Source organism: Shewanella xiamenensis (genome assembly GCF_014647135.1).
In the GTDB taxonomy this organism is placed as follows: Bacteria; Pseudomonadota; Gammaproteobacteria; order Enterobacterales; family Shewanellaceae; genus Shewanella; species Shewanella xiamenensis.
In genome coordinates this window covers 13,377-27,710 of the sequence record NZ_BMOP01000024.1, presented here as the reverse complement: position 1 = coordinate 27,710, position 14,334 = coordinate 13,377, and the positions used below count along the sequence as shown (strand labels likewise).

Genomic DNA, 14,334 nt, shown 5'->3' with positions numbered 1-14,334 from the left:
AAACGGCTTACTTGCAAGAAAGGGTTATTTATGCAGAAAAATTTACGCCCATGACTCCTTTTCCTTAAGATCTTTATCTAGCATTCGGCTATAAAATCAATGAATTTTAGAGAGTTGAACTGTGTTTTTGAAAAATGGCGCATTCATAGAAAATTTTATAGTCTCGATGCTGTGGTTTGTTTGAGCTTAAAAACTGTTTAAAAAATAATACCACTTAGCAGACCGATAGCCATCAACTACTTACGATGTTCTTAATCCGAACGTCATTTTATCCCCAATGTTAAATTTATTGAGATAATTAGAGGCTTATTTAATTAAATCAGCCTGTTGTGTGATCTTGTTCAAGAAGTACTCAGAGTTTTGGCGTAATACGAAAAAAGCGACTACGTTTATTTGTAGGGAAAAGTTTCTTCCGTAACAACATAATAGAAATAAAAGAGACAGTAAAAATGACAAGCATGGAGCGCAATCTTTTTTCTACCACCACCTTGACCTTTATTGTTGGAGCTATAGTCTTCTGCGGGCTCGTTTGGCTCTCCCATTGGTGGCTTGCAGGCTTATCTTTACTCTCATACTTTGGATTTGCTTGGGTGCTTCGGGCACAAATTCACAAATCGACTCATCTTTATCAATCTCGCCAACTCGCCTATGAAAAAGAGAAACGACATCATGTTGACCAACAAGTCGCCAAACTTGAGGCGATTATTTCCCGCTTAGTACCCGTTTGGCAGGGACATATCGTCTCTGTCGACCAACAAATGAACCAAAGCGTAGCCAATATGACGGAGCGATTTAGTTCAATTATCAGCGAAATCGAAAAAGTCACTAGTAATTCAACTGGGATCGCAGATCAACTCCACTCCCCAAGTATAGAAGACGACAAAGCTCTGCTAAAAGCATTATTTAATGACTTAAACCAGATGAATAGTGCCAAACTGCACCATTTAGAACAGTTAACCGCATTAGTTAACGATACCAAAGCACTTGATGGACTCGCAGCTGAAGTTAGAAAAATTGCCCAACAAACCAATTTATTAGCCTTAAATGCGGCAATTGAAGCCGCTAGAGCCGGAGAATCGGGGCGCGGCTTTGCTGTAGTGGCTGATGAAGTCAGAACCTTGTCAGCTCAATCAGGGCAGACAGGTGAACGGATCACTCAGCAAATTACTGAATTAAATCAACGTATGGCGGAGCTATACCAGCTGACCGATGCAGCAACTTTACAGGAAAGCCAAGCGCTAGAAGGTGGCGAGTCCATTCTCATCCGTGTAATTGACCACCTCGAAAATCGTACTTTGCAAATGAAAGATGAGGGTATTCAAGCATTAGAGCTTGGTCGGCAAGTTAAAAGAGAAATTGAGCAAATATTAGTGGATTTTCAATTTCAAGATCGCTGCGACCAAATGTTAAGACAGCTTGTCGCCAGTATTGATGAACTTACAGAGCTAATCCGTGTTCAACAGCAAGCGAGGGAAGCTGGTTTACCTATTCCTGAAGGTGATGTGGATTCCTTGCTTGCCATGATGAAGCAAAGGTATGTGGCGACCGAACAGCATATTCACCATAGTTCAAAAAAAGATAGCCATTATCAACATGCAGAGAAAAGTTCTATTAACTTCTTTTAGTTCACGTTTATAAAACAAGGATGGCCACTGAGATGAAAAGAATACTCGTAGTTGATGACTCTGCCTCTATCCGACATGTCGTCAGTATTGCGCTTAGGGGCGCAGGTTATGAGGTCATTGATGCCTGTGATGGTAAAGATGCACTGAGTAAACTCAATGGCGATAAAATTAATCTTATTATCAGTGACGTTAATATGCCAAATATGGATGGCATTAGCTTTTTAAAAGAAGTTAAAAAACATCCGCGTTATAAATTCACTCCAGTCATTATGCTCACCACCGAGGCGGGTCGGGATAAAATGGAAGAAGGTCGCATGGCGGGAGCTAAGGCATGGGTAGTCAAGCCTTTTCAACCACCCCAAATGCTTGATGCGGTAGCTAAACTTTGTTTACCGTAAAAGGATTTGTGTATGCCAATCAATATCGCGCTAAAAGATCAATCTATAAAGGTTAACTTAACCGAAGAGTTAACTATCTATAGTGTTATGGAATTTCGTGATGCACTAGTCAGTCATTTGCAACCGGGTGTAGACATCAGTGTTGATCTTTCTCAAGTGACGGAGATCGATACCGCAGGGCTTCAGTGGCTTCTGGCGCTTAAAGTATTGAATGAGGCACATCGAGTAGAATTTTGTCACCACAGCAAAGCGGTAATAGATGCCCTCGCACTTTCGGGTTTGTCTGGCACATTTGACGATACCATAGTGATATCCTCGGAGACTCGCCTATGACCGCCAATGACGTACAAAAGTTATTTATGACCGAAGCGGAAGAACTACTGACAGAAATGGAAGATGCATTATTATCATTAGAGGTCGACGCAGAAAGTACAGAATTAATAAATCAACTTTTTAGAGCAATGCACACGATAAAAGGTGCAGCGGGTATTTTTAATTATCGTGCCATCGTTGATTTTACTCATCCCATTGAAACGTCAATTGATAGGCTGCGCAAAAATGAATTGAAAATAGATAGTGCGCTTATAGCACTACTCCTTAAGTGTAAAGATCATACATGGGCGTTGGTCAATGCTGCGGTAGAGGAGGATGAGGCAGAGTTGAATACACTCTGCATTCAAAGTCAGTCAATTTTGGCCGAATTAGCGCAACATGAAAACCTTGAACCTTGTTACCCTCAGACTCTCGCCGCAGAGGCGATTACCCCAGAACGGATAGAAGGACATTATCTTGATACGGGCCATTGGCTTATATCACTGGATTTTAAAGCCGATGCACTACGTAATGGATTAGATCCATTAAGCTTTATTCGTTATTTGCATCAATTAGGTCAAGTGCTTGAAGTTATATGTTTAAGCCACAAGTTGCCGCCATTCGAAGAATGTGACTTCGAAAGTTGCTTTTTACGCTATCGTATTATTTTTGCTGGAGATTGTACAAAAGAACAAATTGAGTCGGTATTTGAATTTGCCCAAGATGATTGCGATATACAGATTCTACCCTCACAAAAAATCTCCGAATCATTTCAAGCTCTGATTGAACAGCTTAATCCGTCTGAAAATCAGCGGCTAGGTGAAATTCTGCTATCGATCGGCGCCATCACTGAAAGAGAACTCTCTAAATCACTCGATTTACAGTCTGGTAAGAGTGAAGACTGCACGACTAAAAAACTGGGCGAAGTGCTAATTGCAAACTTACTTGTCGATAAACCTGTGGTTGAGCAAGCCCTTAAAAAGCAAATTCAAGCTCGAGAGCAGGCGCAAACTATTCGCGTCGATTCTAATCGTCTTGGCCAGTTAATTAATTTGGTTGGTGAGCTGGTGACGGCAAGTGCCGCGATGAAGGTGATGGTCGACCGTTACCAATTTCTCGATGCTAATGACCTAGTAGGATCGGTAGAACATCTGGTCCAAGAAATTAGAGAAAATGCCTTACAACTACGTATGGTGCAGATAGGCGAAACCTTTTCACGTTTCCGGCGAGTAGTACGCGATGTCAGCAATGAACTAGGTAAACAAATTGAGTTAACCATTCAAGGGGGAGAGTCTGAACTCGATAAAATCGTTGTTGAAAAGATTAATGACCCTTTAACCCACCTCGTTCGCAATGCCCTAGATCACGGTATTGAACTTCCAGAGGCTCGTCTCAAGGCAGGTAAATCCGCTGAGGGACATCTGATGTTAAATGCCTACCATGATTCTGGACATATCGTTATTGAAGTCACTGACGATGGTGCTGGACTTGACCCTGAACGCATTCGAAGAAAGGCTGAAGCATTGGGGTTAATTGATGTAAACCAGATGCTTAGCCATTCTGAAATTTTGAAATTAGCCTTTGAACCAGGCCTCAGTACTAAAGATAAAGCAAGTAATCTGTCAGGAAGAGGTGTTGGTATGGACGTTGTTAAACGCAATATTGAAGCGTTACGCGGCTCAGTTGAACTCGATAGCGAGCTGGGTAAAGGTACAAAAGTGACGATCACATTACCATTAACTCTTGCCATTATTGATGGTTTTATGGTCGGTGCTGCCAACGAAAACTACGTGATACCGCTGAATATGGTAGAAGAATGTGTTGAGCTCAATCAGGGCGAATGGCATGAGCAACAGAAGAATTACATCAGTTTGCGTGGGGAACTGATGCCTTTTATACGACTTAAAAGTTTTTTTAAAATACCCAATTTAAATCAAAACCATACCCGTGAAAGCCTTGTTGTTGTTCGTTTTGGTCGAACTAAAGCAGGGATAGTTGTCGATAAATTATTTGGTGAACAGCAAACAGTGATTAAGCCCTTAGGGAAAATGTTTCAACATCTCAAGGGATTAAGCGGTGCCACTATTTTAGGAACGGGAGATATTGCCTTGATCCTTGACGTACAGGGGTTAATTACTGAAGCAAGTATTAGCGCCAAAAAATATCATCATGTAGCACTGATTGATGAATAGCCTATGTTGAAAAGGAATATTGACTATGTTTAAAAAACTGACGCTCAGCATGCAGATTTCTGGTGGTTATGCATTGGTGTTATTACTATTGATTGTGATTTCATTAGCCGCCTATGTCGGGCTAACGAAAGCCATTAACGGTTTTAATGATTACCGCTCGTTGGCGCGCGACTCTAATATGGCTGGTCGCATCCAAGCTAATATGCTTACAATTCAAATACAGGCCTATGATTATATCTTTCAGAAGAATGAATCGGCTTATAAAGTATTCAATGAACGTAATGTTATTCTTAATGACATCATTCAAAAAGCGATCACGGAGATTAACGAGCCTGAATTGAGTCAACAACTTTCAGATATTCGCAAAGATATTGTTGATTACAATAGTTACTTTGAATCTGTAGTAAAATTGATTAAATCTCGCAATGATGAAGTTACTAACGTGTTGGTTCCTAAAGGAACTGAAGTTGTAAAACTGATTTCTGACACAATGCATCAATCCTATAATAAAGGTCAGATTGATGTTGCTTATCGAGCAGGTTCTGTGCTCGAATCGATATTGACTGCTCGTTTAGCGGCATCTAAATTCCTTGAAACAAATTTAGATGCCGATTTACAGCAGGCGCTGATGGCTATTGATTTAGCTAAGGGAGAGCGTCTTTCTGCCTTAAAAACTGTGGCAACAGATCTAGATGCACAATCAAAATTATTACAATTTACCAGCAGCATTGACAATTATGCGTCTTCGTTAAAGTCAGTTTATAGCACTATTAGCGAAAGAAACGATATTGTGCAAAATCAACTAGACCGTATCGGTGCTGATGTTGCGCGCCAAACTGAAGATATCAAATTAACCATCCAAAAAAGGCAAGATGTCCTTGGTCCTATTGTTAAAGCACAGAATGAGCAGACCCTTACCACTGTTATTAGTGTATCTATTGCCGCCATTTTGATCGGTATTTTCTTGGCATGGTTTTTAGTGAAGTTAATTAAAAAACCGTTGGGTGGAGAACCTCGTGATATGGAAACGATTGCGCGCGCAATCGCTAACGGAGACTTAACGGTAGAGCTAAAACAGCGTGAAAATGCGACGGGGGTTTATAAGGCGATGATTGATATGATTGATAGCCTTACTTCTGTGATTGCTCAGGTTCGAAGTGGTGCAGATAATTTGTCTAGTGCTTCTTCACAGGTCAGTAGTACCGCTCAAAGTCTAAGCCAAGGAGCAACAGAGCAGGCTGCTAGTGTCGAAGAGACGACCAGTGCCGTTGAAGAGTTAAATGCATCTGTCCAGCAGAACTCCGAAAATGCTAGGGTTACCAATAATATGGCAACGGTAGCCGCTGAAGAAGCACGACAAGGTGGAATAGCGGTAGAACAAACCGTTGCCGCAATGAAACAGATTGCGGCGAAAATTAGCCTAATAGAAGACATTGCATATAAAACTAATCTATTAAGTCTCAATGCGGCCATTGAGGCGGCCCGTGCTGGTGAACATGGTAAAGGCTTTACCGTTGTCGCCTCCGAGGTTAGAAAATTAGCTGAAAACAGCAGCTTAACGGCACAAGAAATTAATAAACTAGCCAGCGAAAGTGTTGGTATTGCTGAAAATGCTGGCCGTTTGATCGCTAATATTGTGCCTAATATCCAAAAAACATCTGATTTGGTTCAGGAAATTAGTTCCTCCTCTGAGGAACAAGCCATTGGGATCAGCCAGATTAATGACTCTATGTTACAGCTTGATAAAGCCACACAGCAGAATGCATCTGCGTCAGAAGAGTTAGCCGCGACATCAGAGGAGTTAAACGGTCAGGCTAATCAACTACTTGACGCAGTAGAGTTTTTTAAACTTGCCATCAGTAGTGAAAGATCTCATCAAGGTAAATCAACTGTAATGGCGGCTTCTGGGCGTAAGACAGCCAAAGCTAAGCAACATGTTGAACGTACCGATTTCGAACGATTCTGATAGGGGCCTATCATGAATCAATTAGTGAATGAGATGAAGGCCAATTCAGTGGGAGATATTACCCAATATCTTACCTTTCAGTCAGGGAATGATACCTTTGCAATTGGTATTTTGGATGTAAAAGAGATCATTGAAATTGAAGGCATTACGCGGGTGCCTATGATGCCAGATTTTTTGTGCGGTATTATTAATTTACGAGGTAAGGTCGTTCCTGTTATTGATTTGTCAAAAAGGCTAGGGCGTCTGACAACGGTCATCTCAAAAAAAAGTTGTATTGTATTGGTAGAAGTTAGTCACGAGGATGAGCAGCAAACCATTGGGATGTTAGTGGATGAAGTGAATGAAATCCTTGAAATTGATGATGAACATACACAGCCGCCACCGGATTTTGGTGCCGATCTCAGAGTTGACTTTATTCGCGCAATGGGGCGAGTTGGCGAACATTTTATGATATTACTTGATATCAATTATGTGCTATCGGTGGCCGACATTAGTGCAATTAGCCAACTCAATTTTCATGCAGCTGATGCCACTGATGAAGCACTATGAAGTCCTCACCGTTGCCGCTTGAACATACCGCCTTAACGCAAAGGGAATTTGAACATATCCGGCAATTTTTGTATGAGGAGGCCGGTATATTCTTGAGCGACATTAAAAAATCATTGGTGGCTAGTCGATTATGTCGACGCCTAAAAGAAACTGGTTATGAAAACTATGGAGATTACTTTGAGTTCGTCAAAAAACACTCTGAACATATTGAATATCATCATTTTATAGATGCTTTGACGACCAATGAAACATTCTTTTTTCGTGAAATAGAGCATTTTGAATTTGTTAAACACCTAATAAAAACACATCCACAAAAAAAAAGCTGGCAGGTATGGTCAGCAGCTTGTTCATCTGGAGAGGAGGCTTATAGCTTGGCCATGCTGTTGGCGGATCATTTAGGGATTGATGGTCACTGGCAAGTGCAGGGGTCTGATATTAGCCAGCGGGTGCTAGCGAAGGCTGAAATGGCACATTATCCCCTTGAACGTAATGACGCCATCGGCTTTGAGAGATTACAGAAGTATTGCTTAAAGGGGGTAGGTAAGCAAAACGGTACATTTTTAATTGACCAAAGCTTAAAGAGTAAAGTTAGCTTTTTTGCGATGAATCTGACTCAATCCTGTGAAAGTGTCGGAATGTGCGACTTAATCTTTATTCGTAATGTAATGATTTATTTTGATGCTGAGTCTAAGCAAAGGGTCATAAACCATGTAATAAAGCAGTTGAAAGTCGGTGGTTATTTGTTTATTTCACATACCGAATCCTTGATGCACGTAAAACATGGGTTAAAGCAGATTAAACCTTCTATCTATCAAAGGATTTGATGTGGAAAAGACAGCCTTAAATCAAAGAACAGTAATTATGATTGGCCCTGGTGAGCATTATGTGACGGCGAAAAACGAAGTCATAAAGACATTATTGGGCTCATGTGTGGCAGTATGTTTATTTGATCCCAAGGCTCAGGTCATTGGAATGAATCACTTTTTATTGGCTGCTGATCGGCGCAAGCTTACACATTTTCTTGATTCTCGCGCAGGTTACTATGGTGTTCATGCCATGGAGATCTTAATCAATGCCATGCTAAAGTTAGGAGCACAGCGGCAATATTTGCAGAGTAAAATATTTGGAGGCGCGAATGTTTTATCTTTGTGTGCTGACAATATCCTTAATCACTATGATATTGGCGGGATGAATATTGATTTTGTTAGACAGTTTCTACAACGTGAACGAATCCCTGTTATTAGTGAAGATCTTGGAGGCCATTCTGGTCGAATAATTTATTTCGATCCGTCGGATTATTCGGTGTATCGCAGTTTAATCGAGAATAAATATGAAGAAATTGCGTCACTTCAGGATGAAGAATACCGATATTTTAATAAAGCGAGTGAAGATATGCGTACCTCTAATAATTCGGTGGTGATTTGGTCGGATTAACAAGACTTAAGGGGGCCTTGTGATTAATGTCGCCATAGTCGATGACTCAGCAGTTGTCAGACAAGTGCTCAGCAGCATGTTAGCTAACCAGCCTGATATTACTTTATTAGGCTGTGCTCGGGATCCGTTGTTTGCGCTTAAATTATTTGAACAGCAATGGCCCGATGTCATTATTCTTGATATTGAAATGCCAAGAATGGATGGCATTACTTTCTTAAAAAAAGTGATGGCTGAAAGGCCAACCCCTGTCGTGATTTGCTCAACACTCACTGAGCAAGGTGCTTCAGTGACTATTGCTGCACTTGCCGCGGGAGCGGTTGATATCATTACTAAACCTAAATTAGGATTGAAGGGATTTTTGGAGGAATCACAAGCCCGTTTACTCCAGTCCGTGCGTGCTGCAGCTAAAGCATCAGTATCAAAATTGCGTGTTAATACCCCCACAAAAATGCCTGTCGCCGCAAAACATAACGCCGATGTAGTGTTAACATCAACAAACCATGCGCTACACCAAACCACGGATCGGGTTGTTGCACTCGGAACTTCAACGGGTGGAACCCACGCACTTGAGTGCGTGTTAACGGCATTGCCACGTACAAGTGCCGGTATTGTTGTTGTCCAACATATGCCAGAGCATTTTACGGCGGCCTTTGCTAGTAGGTTAAATAGTTTATGTGAAATGGAAGTGAAAGAAGCCGAAGATAACGATAGAGTGATGCCGGGTCTTGTGCTCATTGCTAACGGCGGCAAGCACATGCTGCTACAACGTAGTGGTGCTCAATATCGTGTTCAGCTTAAGGACGGACCGTTGGTCAGTCGGCATCGCCCCTCGGTTGATGTGTTGTTTCGTTCAGTCGCTAATGCTGCGGGTAAAAATGCCCTAGGCATAATTATGACTGGTATGGGGGACGATGGTGCTCGGGGTTTGCTAGATATGCATCATGCTGGAGCCACAACATTGGCACAGGATGAAGCCAGTTGTGTGGTTTATGGTATGCCAAAAGAGGCTGTGAAGCTCGGCGCAGTCAGTCGGCAGGTTGCTTTAAGCAATATTGCTGAGGAAATTATTGCGTTTACCAAAGAATAAAAAAGCCAGTGCGGACACTGGCTTTCTTTGGCGGAAAAAGGCGGTTATACGCGCTTTTTAAATTCGCCAGTACGGGTATCGATTTCAATCTTGTCGCCAACTTTCACAAAGTCAGCCACGCTGATAGTGCCGCCACCAGTGATAGTTGCTGGCTTCATTACTTTACCTGAAGTGTCGCCACGAGCTGATGGCTCAGTGTAGATCACTTCACGTACGATAGTGGTTGGCATTTCAACAGAAATTGCTTTGCCTTCGTAGAAAGTCACTTGGCAAGTTTCTTCCATACCGTCAACGATGTAAGCTGCTGCATCACCTAAGTTTTCAGCTTCTACGTCGTATTGGTTGTATTCTGCATCCATGAATACATACATAGGATCAGCAAAGTAAGAATAAGTACAATCCAGACGATCTAGGATAATATCGTCTAACTTATCTTCACCTTTAAAAGTGGTTTCAGTACCAGAGTTAAGCAGTAAGTTTTTCAGCTTTAACTTAACGATGGCAGCGTTACGGCCAGAACGAGTTGTTTCTGTTTTCTGTACAACCCATGGGCTGCCTTCAAACATGATCACGTTACCAGGACGGATTTCATGAGCAGTTTTCATTACACAATTTCCTATATGTCGATTTTCTATATCAGCGCAGCATCTTAGCTTTTTTTCACAAATTGGACTAGCCGAGTTGCAAGATCTGCAGCATTTATTGCGTCAATTGGCCATTCTTTAGCATGTTGTAAGAGTGGCAAACAGACTGGATTTAGGTTTTGCCAGTGAGTTTTCACGGCGGATTGCTCTCCTTGGTTAAATGCAACGTTCAATTTAGACCAAGTGTCAGCAATATCAGGGGGCAGATTATCGCAGTAAAGTCGAATAAAAGCTTCTAATTTTATTAGATGATAATCATCTTCTTGCGGATAAATATGCCAAATAAAAGGTTTTGCCGCCCATTGGGCCCGTAAGAAGCTATCTTCACCGCGGACAATATTAACGTCGCAGCTCCATAGTAGGCGGTCAAATCCCTGTTGATCGGTCATCGGCAAGATATGCAGGGTTAAATCCCCCAGTTTAATTTGCTGCCCAGGTATTAATTCCTCTATAGGGCAGGGCAATATGTGCTGCAAACTGTTTAAGCTGCGGCCTTTTGGGATAAGGGCGTGAATTTTTGCATCGCGTTTGGCCGTGGCTTGCCAGAGTTCACATAAGGCTGGGAGCGACTCGGTTTCATAACTAAAGACGCTATAGACAGTATCTTGCGCTTCAATATCCTTAAGACCAAGACGGTCAAATAATTGCAGCTTATTGGCGCTATCCTGTTGCCATGCATCGCGCTCGGCAAATAGCTCTCGCTCACAAATCAGTCCACCCGTCTTAGGTGTAAAGCCCGGGAAAAAGAAGTACTTTCTAATGCCGCTTGCCTGCATCGAGGGTAAACCATGGCAGCCATCTACCCAATCTTCTGCGCTTAAATACTCTAAATTAAGCCATAAAGGCACAGATTTTGGTGTTTTAATATGCAGTTCAGCAAGTTGTTGCTTCACTACATCGGGTAATTCGCAGGCGAAGGCTTCAATTAACACTTCGCCTGGCTCATATACCAAAGGTAAGGGCGTAGTCCAATGAAGGATAGTCACGCCATGAAAAATCTGGCAAGTGAGGTTAGGGTCAAGGGTCGGTAAAATATGCGAAAAACTGTTTAAGTCATCGACCCAAAGCTTAATTGGGATCTGATATTCATTGACTAACTGTTTGGCTAAACGCCAAGTAACGCCAATATCACCGTAGTTATCGACGACAGTACAGAAGATATCCCAGTGGGGATGTTGGGGAGCTACCATTGGAAATATCGCTTTCATTTACGTGGATAACAAATGTAAAAAAAGCGGCATTGGCCACTTTTTTTACAGAGCTCACTCGATGAAACTAGGCTTAGTCTTCGAGTTCTGCTAAACACATTTCTTCGTAGATTTGTTTGACCCAAGCATCAACACGCTCTTCGGTCAGTTCTGGTTGACGGTCTTCGTCAATCCCTAAACCGATGAAGTGATCGTCATCCACTAAGCCTTTAGAAGCTTCGAAGTTGTAACCTGCAGTAGGCCAATGTCCAATGATAATACCACCACGGGCTTGAACGATATCGCCAATCATGCCCATGGCATCGAGGAAATATTCCGCGTAGTCTTCTTGATCACCACAACCGAAAATAGCAACCAGTTTGTCTGTAAAATCAATCTGTTCTAACTCAGGAAAAAAGTCATCCCAGTCACACTGTGCTTCACCATAATACCAGGTTGGGATACCGAACAGCAGCAGGTCGTATTCTGCGATCTGTTCTTTGGTACTTTTGGCGATATCTTTCACCTCAACCATTTTCTTACCCAGTTTCTTCTGGATCATCTTGGCGACAGCTTCGGTGTTGCCTGTGTCGCTACCGAAAAAAAGACCTACAGTTGCCATTGTCTATCCTTTATGTCTAGTTCACTTATACGTTAATCTTGCTGCTATTGATTGCTCAGCATTCTATTTTTTGCTGAAGAATTAATTCGATTAACTGGCTTCGGCTGATGTTACTGGCCAATGCCCGCTCATTCAAGGCGTCATATAAATCTTGTGACACCTTTAACTCTATTCGCTTTAATCCTTTGGCTTTATCCCGCTGGATCTGGTTGCGCTTATTGACCTTAAGTTGCTGGCTACGGGACAAAGGATTGCTACGTGGGCGTCCCCGTCGCTTTTCATTGGCAAAAAGGTCAATGGTCGTTCTATCTGTTGCTTCTTTTGCCATGTTCTTATTGTTTAACCGATGCCTGAACCTTCCCAAGACATCTGGATAATACCTTTTGCAATAAACCCGGCGCAGCCGAGAAATAACACTAACCAAACAATAAATCGACCGAATTTCGGTACGTTACCTTGTTTTAGCACATCGTGGATGGCCATGCCGATAAAGAAAAATATCGCGGCAAAAAACAGGTTCAAGCCGATGGTCTCAATTTGTTCCATGTACTGAGATAACATACTTTCTTAGTCCTCTAGAGTGTTCTAAGGCTAAAAGAGGCGCGAATATATCACATCAACAAGGTGTCGGCTATATGATTTAGGTCGAGAATCGTTGTCATTTACACCGTGTGTTTGTCAATAAATTCAGACACAATCCGGTTAAAAATGGTAGGTTTTTGCGCATGTAACCAATGGCCACACCCTTCAAGGGTTTTTGCTTGCGCCAATGGGAATTGCGTCATGATGGCATTTCTATGTTCACCAGTGACATAGTTTGAGTCTCCTCCGCGGATAAAGAGGCTGGGGCCGTGGTAAGTTTGGCGCTTTTCTTCTACAAGATTATGCCAACCAATTATATTGGGATAACACGCTTTTAAGCCGCTTAAATTCATTTTCCAACGAAATCCTGTCTCAGTCCGTTGCAAATTTTTGAGAAGAAATTGGGCTGTCGCTTCATCAATGCCGCTATGGGTTAAATGGGCCAAGGCAAAACGGCGATCGGTGTGGCCTTCAAGTGGCAAACTTTCGAGTGCGGCAAATACCGCATCATGGCGTGGCTGATAAGCAACTGGGGCAATATCAGCGGCAACCATGCTGATGATGCGTTCTGGATAGGCTAGGGCCGTTGCCATGGCAATTTTCCCACCCATGGAATGTCCCATAATATGCACGCGCTCAAGCTTGAGATCATCGAGTAAATCCACCATCGCTTTCGCTAAGCTTGGGTAATCCATCTGTTGCCAATGTTCACTTAAGCCGTGATTAGGTACATCAACGCGGATGACTTGATGATGGGTTTCGATAACTTGACCTAAGCCTTTAAGATTATCTAAATTGCCAAAGAGACCATGGATAAGGAGGACAGCTTCTCCTTGACCAGAAGATACAAAATTCATGGAATAGCCTGTGCTATGGTACCTAACGTTGCGCGAATTGTGCCTTCAATGCGTTAAGTTTGACAAGTCTTGTGGCGGTTTTGAAATTAAGAACCTTCAACTTGCTGGCTTTTTCAGCGATTAACATCGTTGTGCTAATTTGATGTGCGATTTCACGCATTTTTAGATTAATGATGCTTTATCAGATTGATAGAGATAGATACACTGAGGCAACGATCGCACAGATCCTTTGCTAGGATCGCCTGTGGTGCACTTTTTCGGTAAGCCTATCGAATAACAAAGGATAATAAGGTTATGAAATACATCGAAGTGGATGAAGAGCTCTATCGTCATATTGCCAGCAAAACGGAACGTATTGGTGAGAGTGCCTCTGATATTCTCCGTCGATTACTCGGCCTGTCCGTCGATGCGGTTGAACAGTCACAGCCACAGTCTATCAGCCAACCGAGTTTAGAGGTGGTAACGCCTGAGCCACAGAGCGTTCCGCAAGTAGAAAGCTTCGAGTCTGTCATCGATTTTAATCAATTGGTTGATGAACATAAGTTAGAACAACAAAAAGGCGCGGTGGGCCGCTTCTTATTTTTGCTCGAGAGCTTGTATCAACTTAACAAAGCCCAGTTTTCGCAAATTTTACAGATCCAAGGGCGCGATCGTCTCTACTTTGCGCGCTCTCGTGAGGAGTTACTCAAGGCTAGCGCCACCGCAAATCCGAAGGAAATCGGTAATACCGGATTTTGGGTAACGACCAACAACAATACTGCAAAAAAACGGACAATTTTAGCCGAGGCCTTGGTGCAATTGGGCTGTGATGCCCAAATCGCCAACGGCATTGCCGAACGCGTATAACGACTTATCGACGCCGCAATGATGCGGCGTTTC

At 42.5% G+C, this 14,334-nt stretch carries 16 protein-coding genes; 10 read left to right on the top strand and 6 right to left on the bottom strand.

All coding sequences use genetic code 11. The features are described from left to right. The first annotated feature begins 449 nt into the window (after positions 1 to 449). Genes IEY09_RS20375 through IEY09_RS16510 form a run of 9 tightly spaced genes read left to right on the top strand, consistent with a single transcriptional unit; the run spans position 450 to position 9,563 of the window. Positions 450 to 1,625 (top strand): methyl-accepting chemotaxis protein, encoded by a 1,176-nt coding sequence (locus IEY09_RS20375; RefSeq protein ID WP_188871933.1) that lies wholly within the window; start codon positions 450 to 452, stop codon positions 1,623 to 1,625. A gap of 32 nt (positions 1,626 to 1,657) precedes the next feature. Then, a complete protein-coding gene (locus tag IEY09_RS16545) occupies positions 1,658 to 2,023 on the top strand; it encodes a response regulator (protein ID WP_037429781.1) in 366 nt (121 codons plus the stop codon). 12 nt (positions 2,024 to 2,035) lie between these two features. Continuing rightward, entirely contained in the window at positions 2,036 to 2,356 is a 321-nt protein-coding gene (locus IEY09_RS16540) for an STAS domain-containing protein (protein WP_140906887.1), read from the top strand. Further along, entirely contained in the window at positions 2,353 to 4,527 is a 2,175-nt protein-coding gene (locus tag IEY09_RS16535) for a chemotaxis protein CheA (protein WP_188871931.1), read from the top strand. The genes IEY09_RS16540 and IEY09_RS16535 overlap by 4 nt, the downstream gene beginning before the upstream one ends. A 25-nt stretch (positions 4,528 to 4,552) precedes the next feature. Continuing rightward, complete coding sequence (locus IEY09_RS16530) at positions 4,553 to 6,493, top strand: methyl-accepting chemotaxis protein (RefSeq protein ID WP_188871929.1); 1,941 nt, start codon at positions 4,553 to 4,555, stop codon at positions 6,491 to 6,493. 12 nt (positions 6,494 to 6,505) lie between these two features. Then, entirely contained in the window at positions 6,506 to 7,042 is a 537-nt protein-coding gene (locus IEY09_RS16525; protein ID WP_069454925.1) for a chemotaxis protein CheW, read from the top strand. Then, a complete protein-coding gene (locus IEY09_RS16520) occupies positions 7,039 to 7,866 on the top strand; it encodes a CheR family methyltransferase (RefSeq protein ID WP_080612388.1) in 828 nt (275 codons plus the stop codon). Before IEY09_RS16525 ends, IEY09_RS16520 begins: the two co-directional genes overlap by 4 nt. Position 7,867: 1 nt before the next feature. Then, positions 7,868 to 8,476: a chemotaxis protein CheD gene (locus IEY09_RS16515; RefSeq protein WP_037418473.1), complete on the top strand. Its 609-nt coding sequence runs from the start codon at positions 7,868 to 7,870 to the stop codon at positions 8,474 to 8,476. A 19-nt stretch (positions 8,477 to 8,495) separates the two neighbouring features. Continuing rightward, positions 8,496 to 9,563 carry a protein-glutamate methylesterase/protein-glutamine glutaminase gene (locus IEY09_RS16510; RefSeq protein WP_088585556.1) on the top strand — a complete coding sequence of 356 codons (1,068 nt, stop codon included), beginning with the start codon at positions 8,496 to 8,498 and terminating at the stop codon, positions 9,561 to 9,563. Between the two features lie 44 nt (positions 9,564 to 9,607). Here IEY09_RS16510 and efp read toward each other — a convergent pair whose 3' ends face one another. The 6 genes from efp to IEY09_RS16480 all read right to left on the bottom strand — a co-directional run bounded on the left by efp (position 9,608) and on the right by IEY09_RS16480 (position 13,455). Next, on the bottom strand, positions 9,608 to 10,168 hold the full coding sequence (efp, locus tag IEY09_RS16505; protein ID WP_037418480.1) for an elongation factor P: 561 nt from the start codon (positions 10,166 to 10,168) through the stop codon (positions 9,608 to 9,610). A 44-nt stretch (positions 10,169 to 10,212) separates the two neighbouring features. Next, entirely contained in the window at positions 10,213 to 11,397 is a 1,185-nt protein-coding gene (gene earP, locus IEY09_RS16500) for an elongation factor P maturation arginine rhamnosyltransferase EarP (RefSeq protein WP_188871927.1), read from the bottom strand. A gap of 91 nt (positions 11,398 to 11,488) precedes the next feature. Continuing rightward, on the bottom strand, positions 11,489 to 12,016 hold the full coding sequence (gene fldA / locus IEY09_RS16495; protein WP_023265275.1) for a flavodoxin FldA: 528 nt from the start codon (positions 12,014 to 12,016) through the stop codon (positions 11,489 to 11,491). A 55-nt stretch (positions 12,017 to 12,071) separates the two neighbouring features. Next, positions 12,072 to 12,344, bottom strand: a complete 273-nt coding sequence (gene ybfE / locus IEY09_RS16490; RefSeq protein WP_011072323.1) for a LexA regulated protein — start codon at positions 12,342 to 12,344, stop codon at positions 12,072 to 12,074. A gap of 11 nt (positions 12,345 to 12,355) precedes the next feature. Next, complete coding sequence (locus tag IEY09_RS16485; RefSeq protein ID WP_007648263.1) at positions 12,356 to 12,577, bottom strand: DUF2788 domain-containing protein; 222 nt, start codon at positions 12,575 to 12,577, stop codon at positions 12,356 to 12,358. A gap of 101 nt (positions 12,578 to 12,678) precedes the next feature. Continuing rightward, a complete protein-coding gene (locus tag IEY09_RS16480; protein WP_037429771.1) occupies positions 12,679 to 13,455 on the bottom strand; it encodes an alpha/beta fold hydrolase in 777 nt (258 codons plus the stop codon). A 294-nt stretch (positions 13,456 to 13,749) separates the two neighbouring features. Between IEY09_RS16480 and seqA the strand changes: the two genes are divergently transcribed. After that, positions 13,750 to 14,301 (top strand): replication initiation negative regulator SeqA, encoded by a 552-nt coding sequence (seqA, locus tag IEY09_RS16475; RefSeq protein WP_037418499.1) that lies wholly within the window; start codon positions 13,750 to 13,752, stop codon positions 14,299 to 14,301. The last annotated feature ends 33 nt before the right edge of the window (positions 14,302 to 14,334 follow it).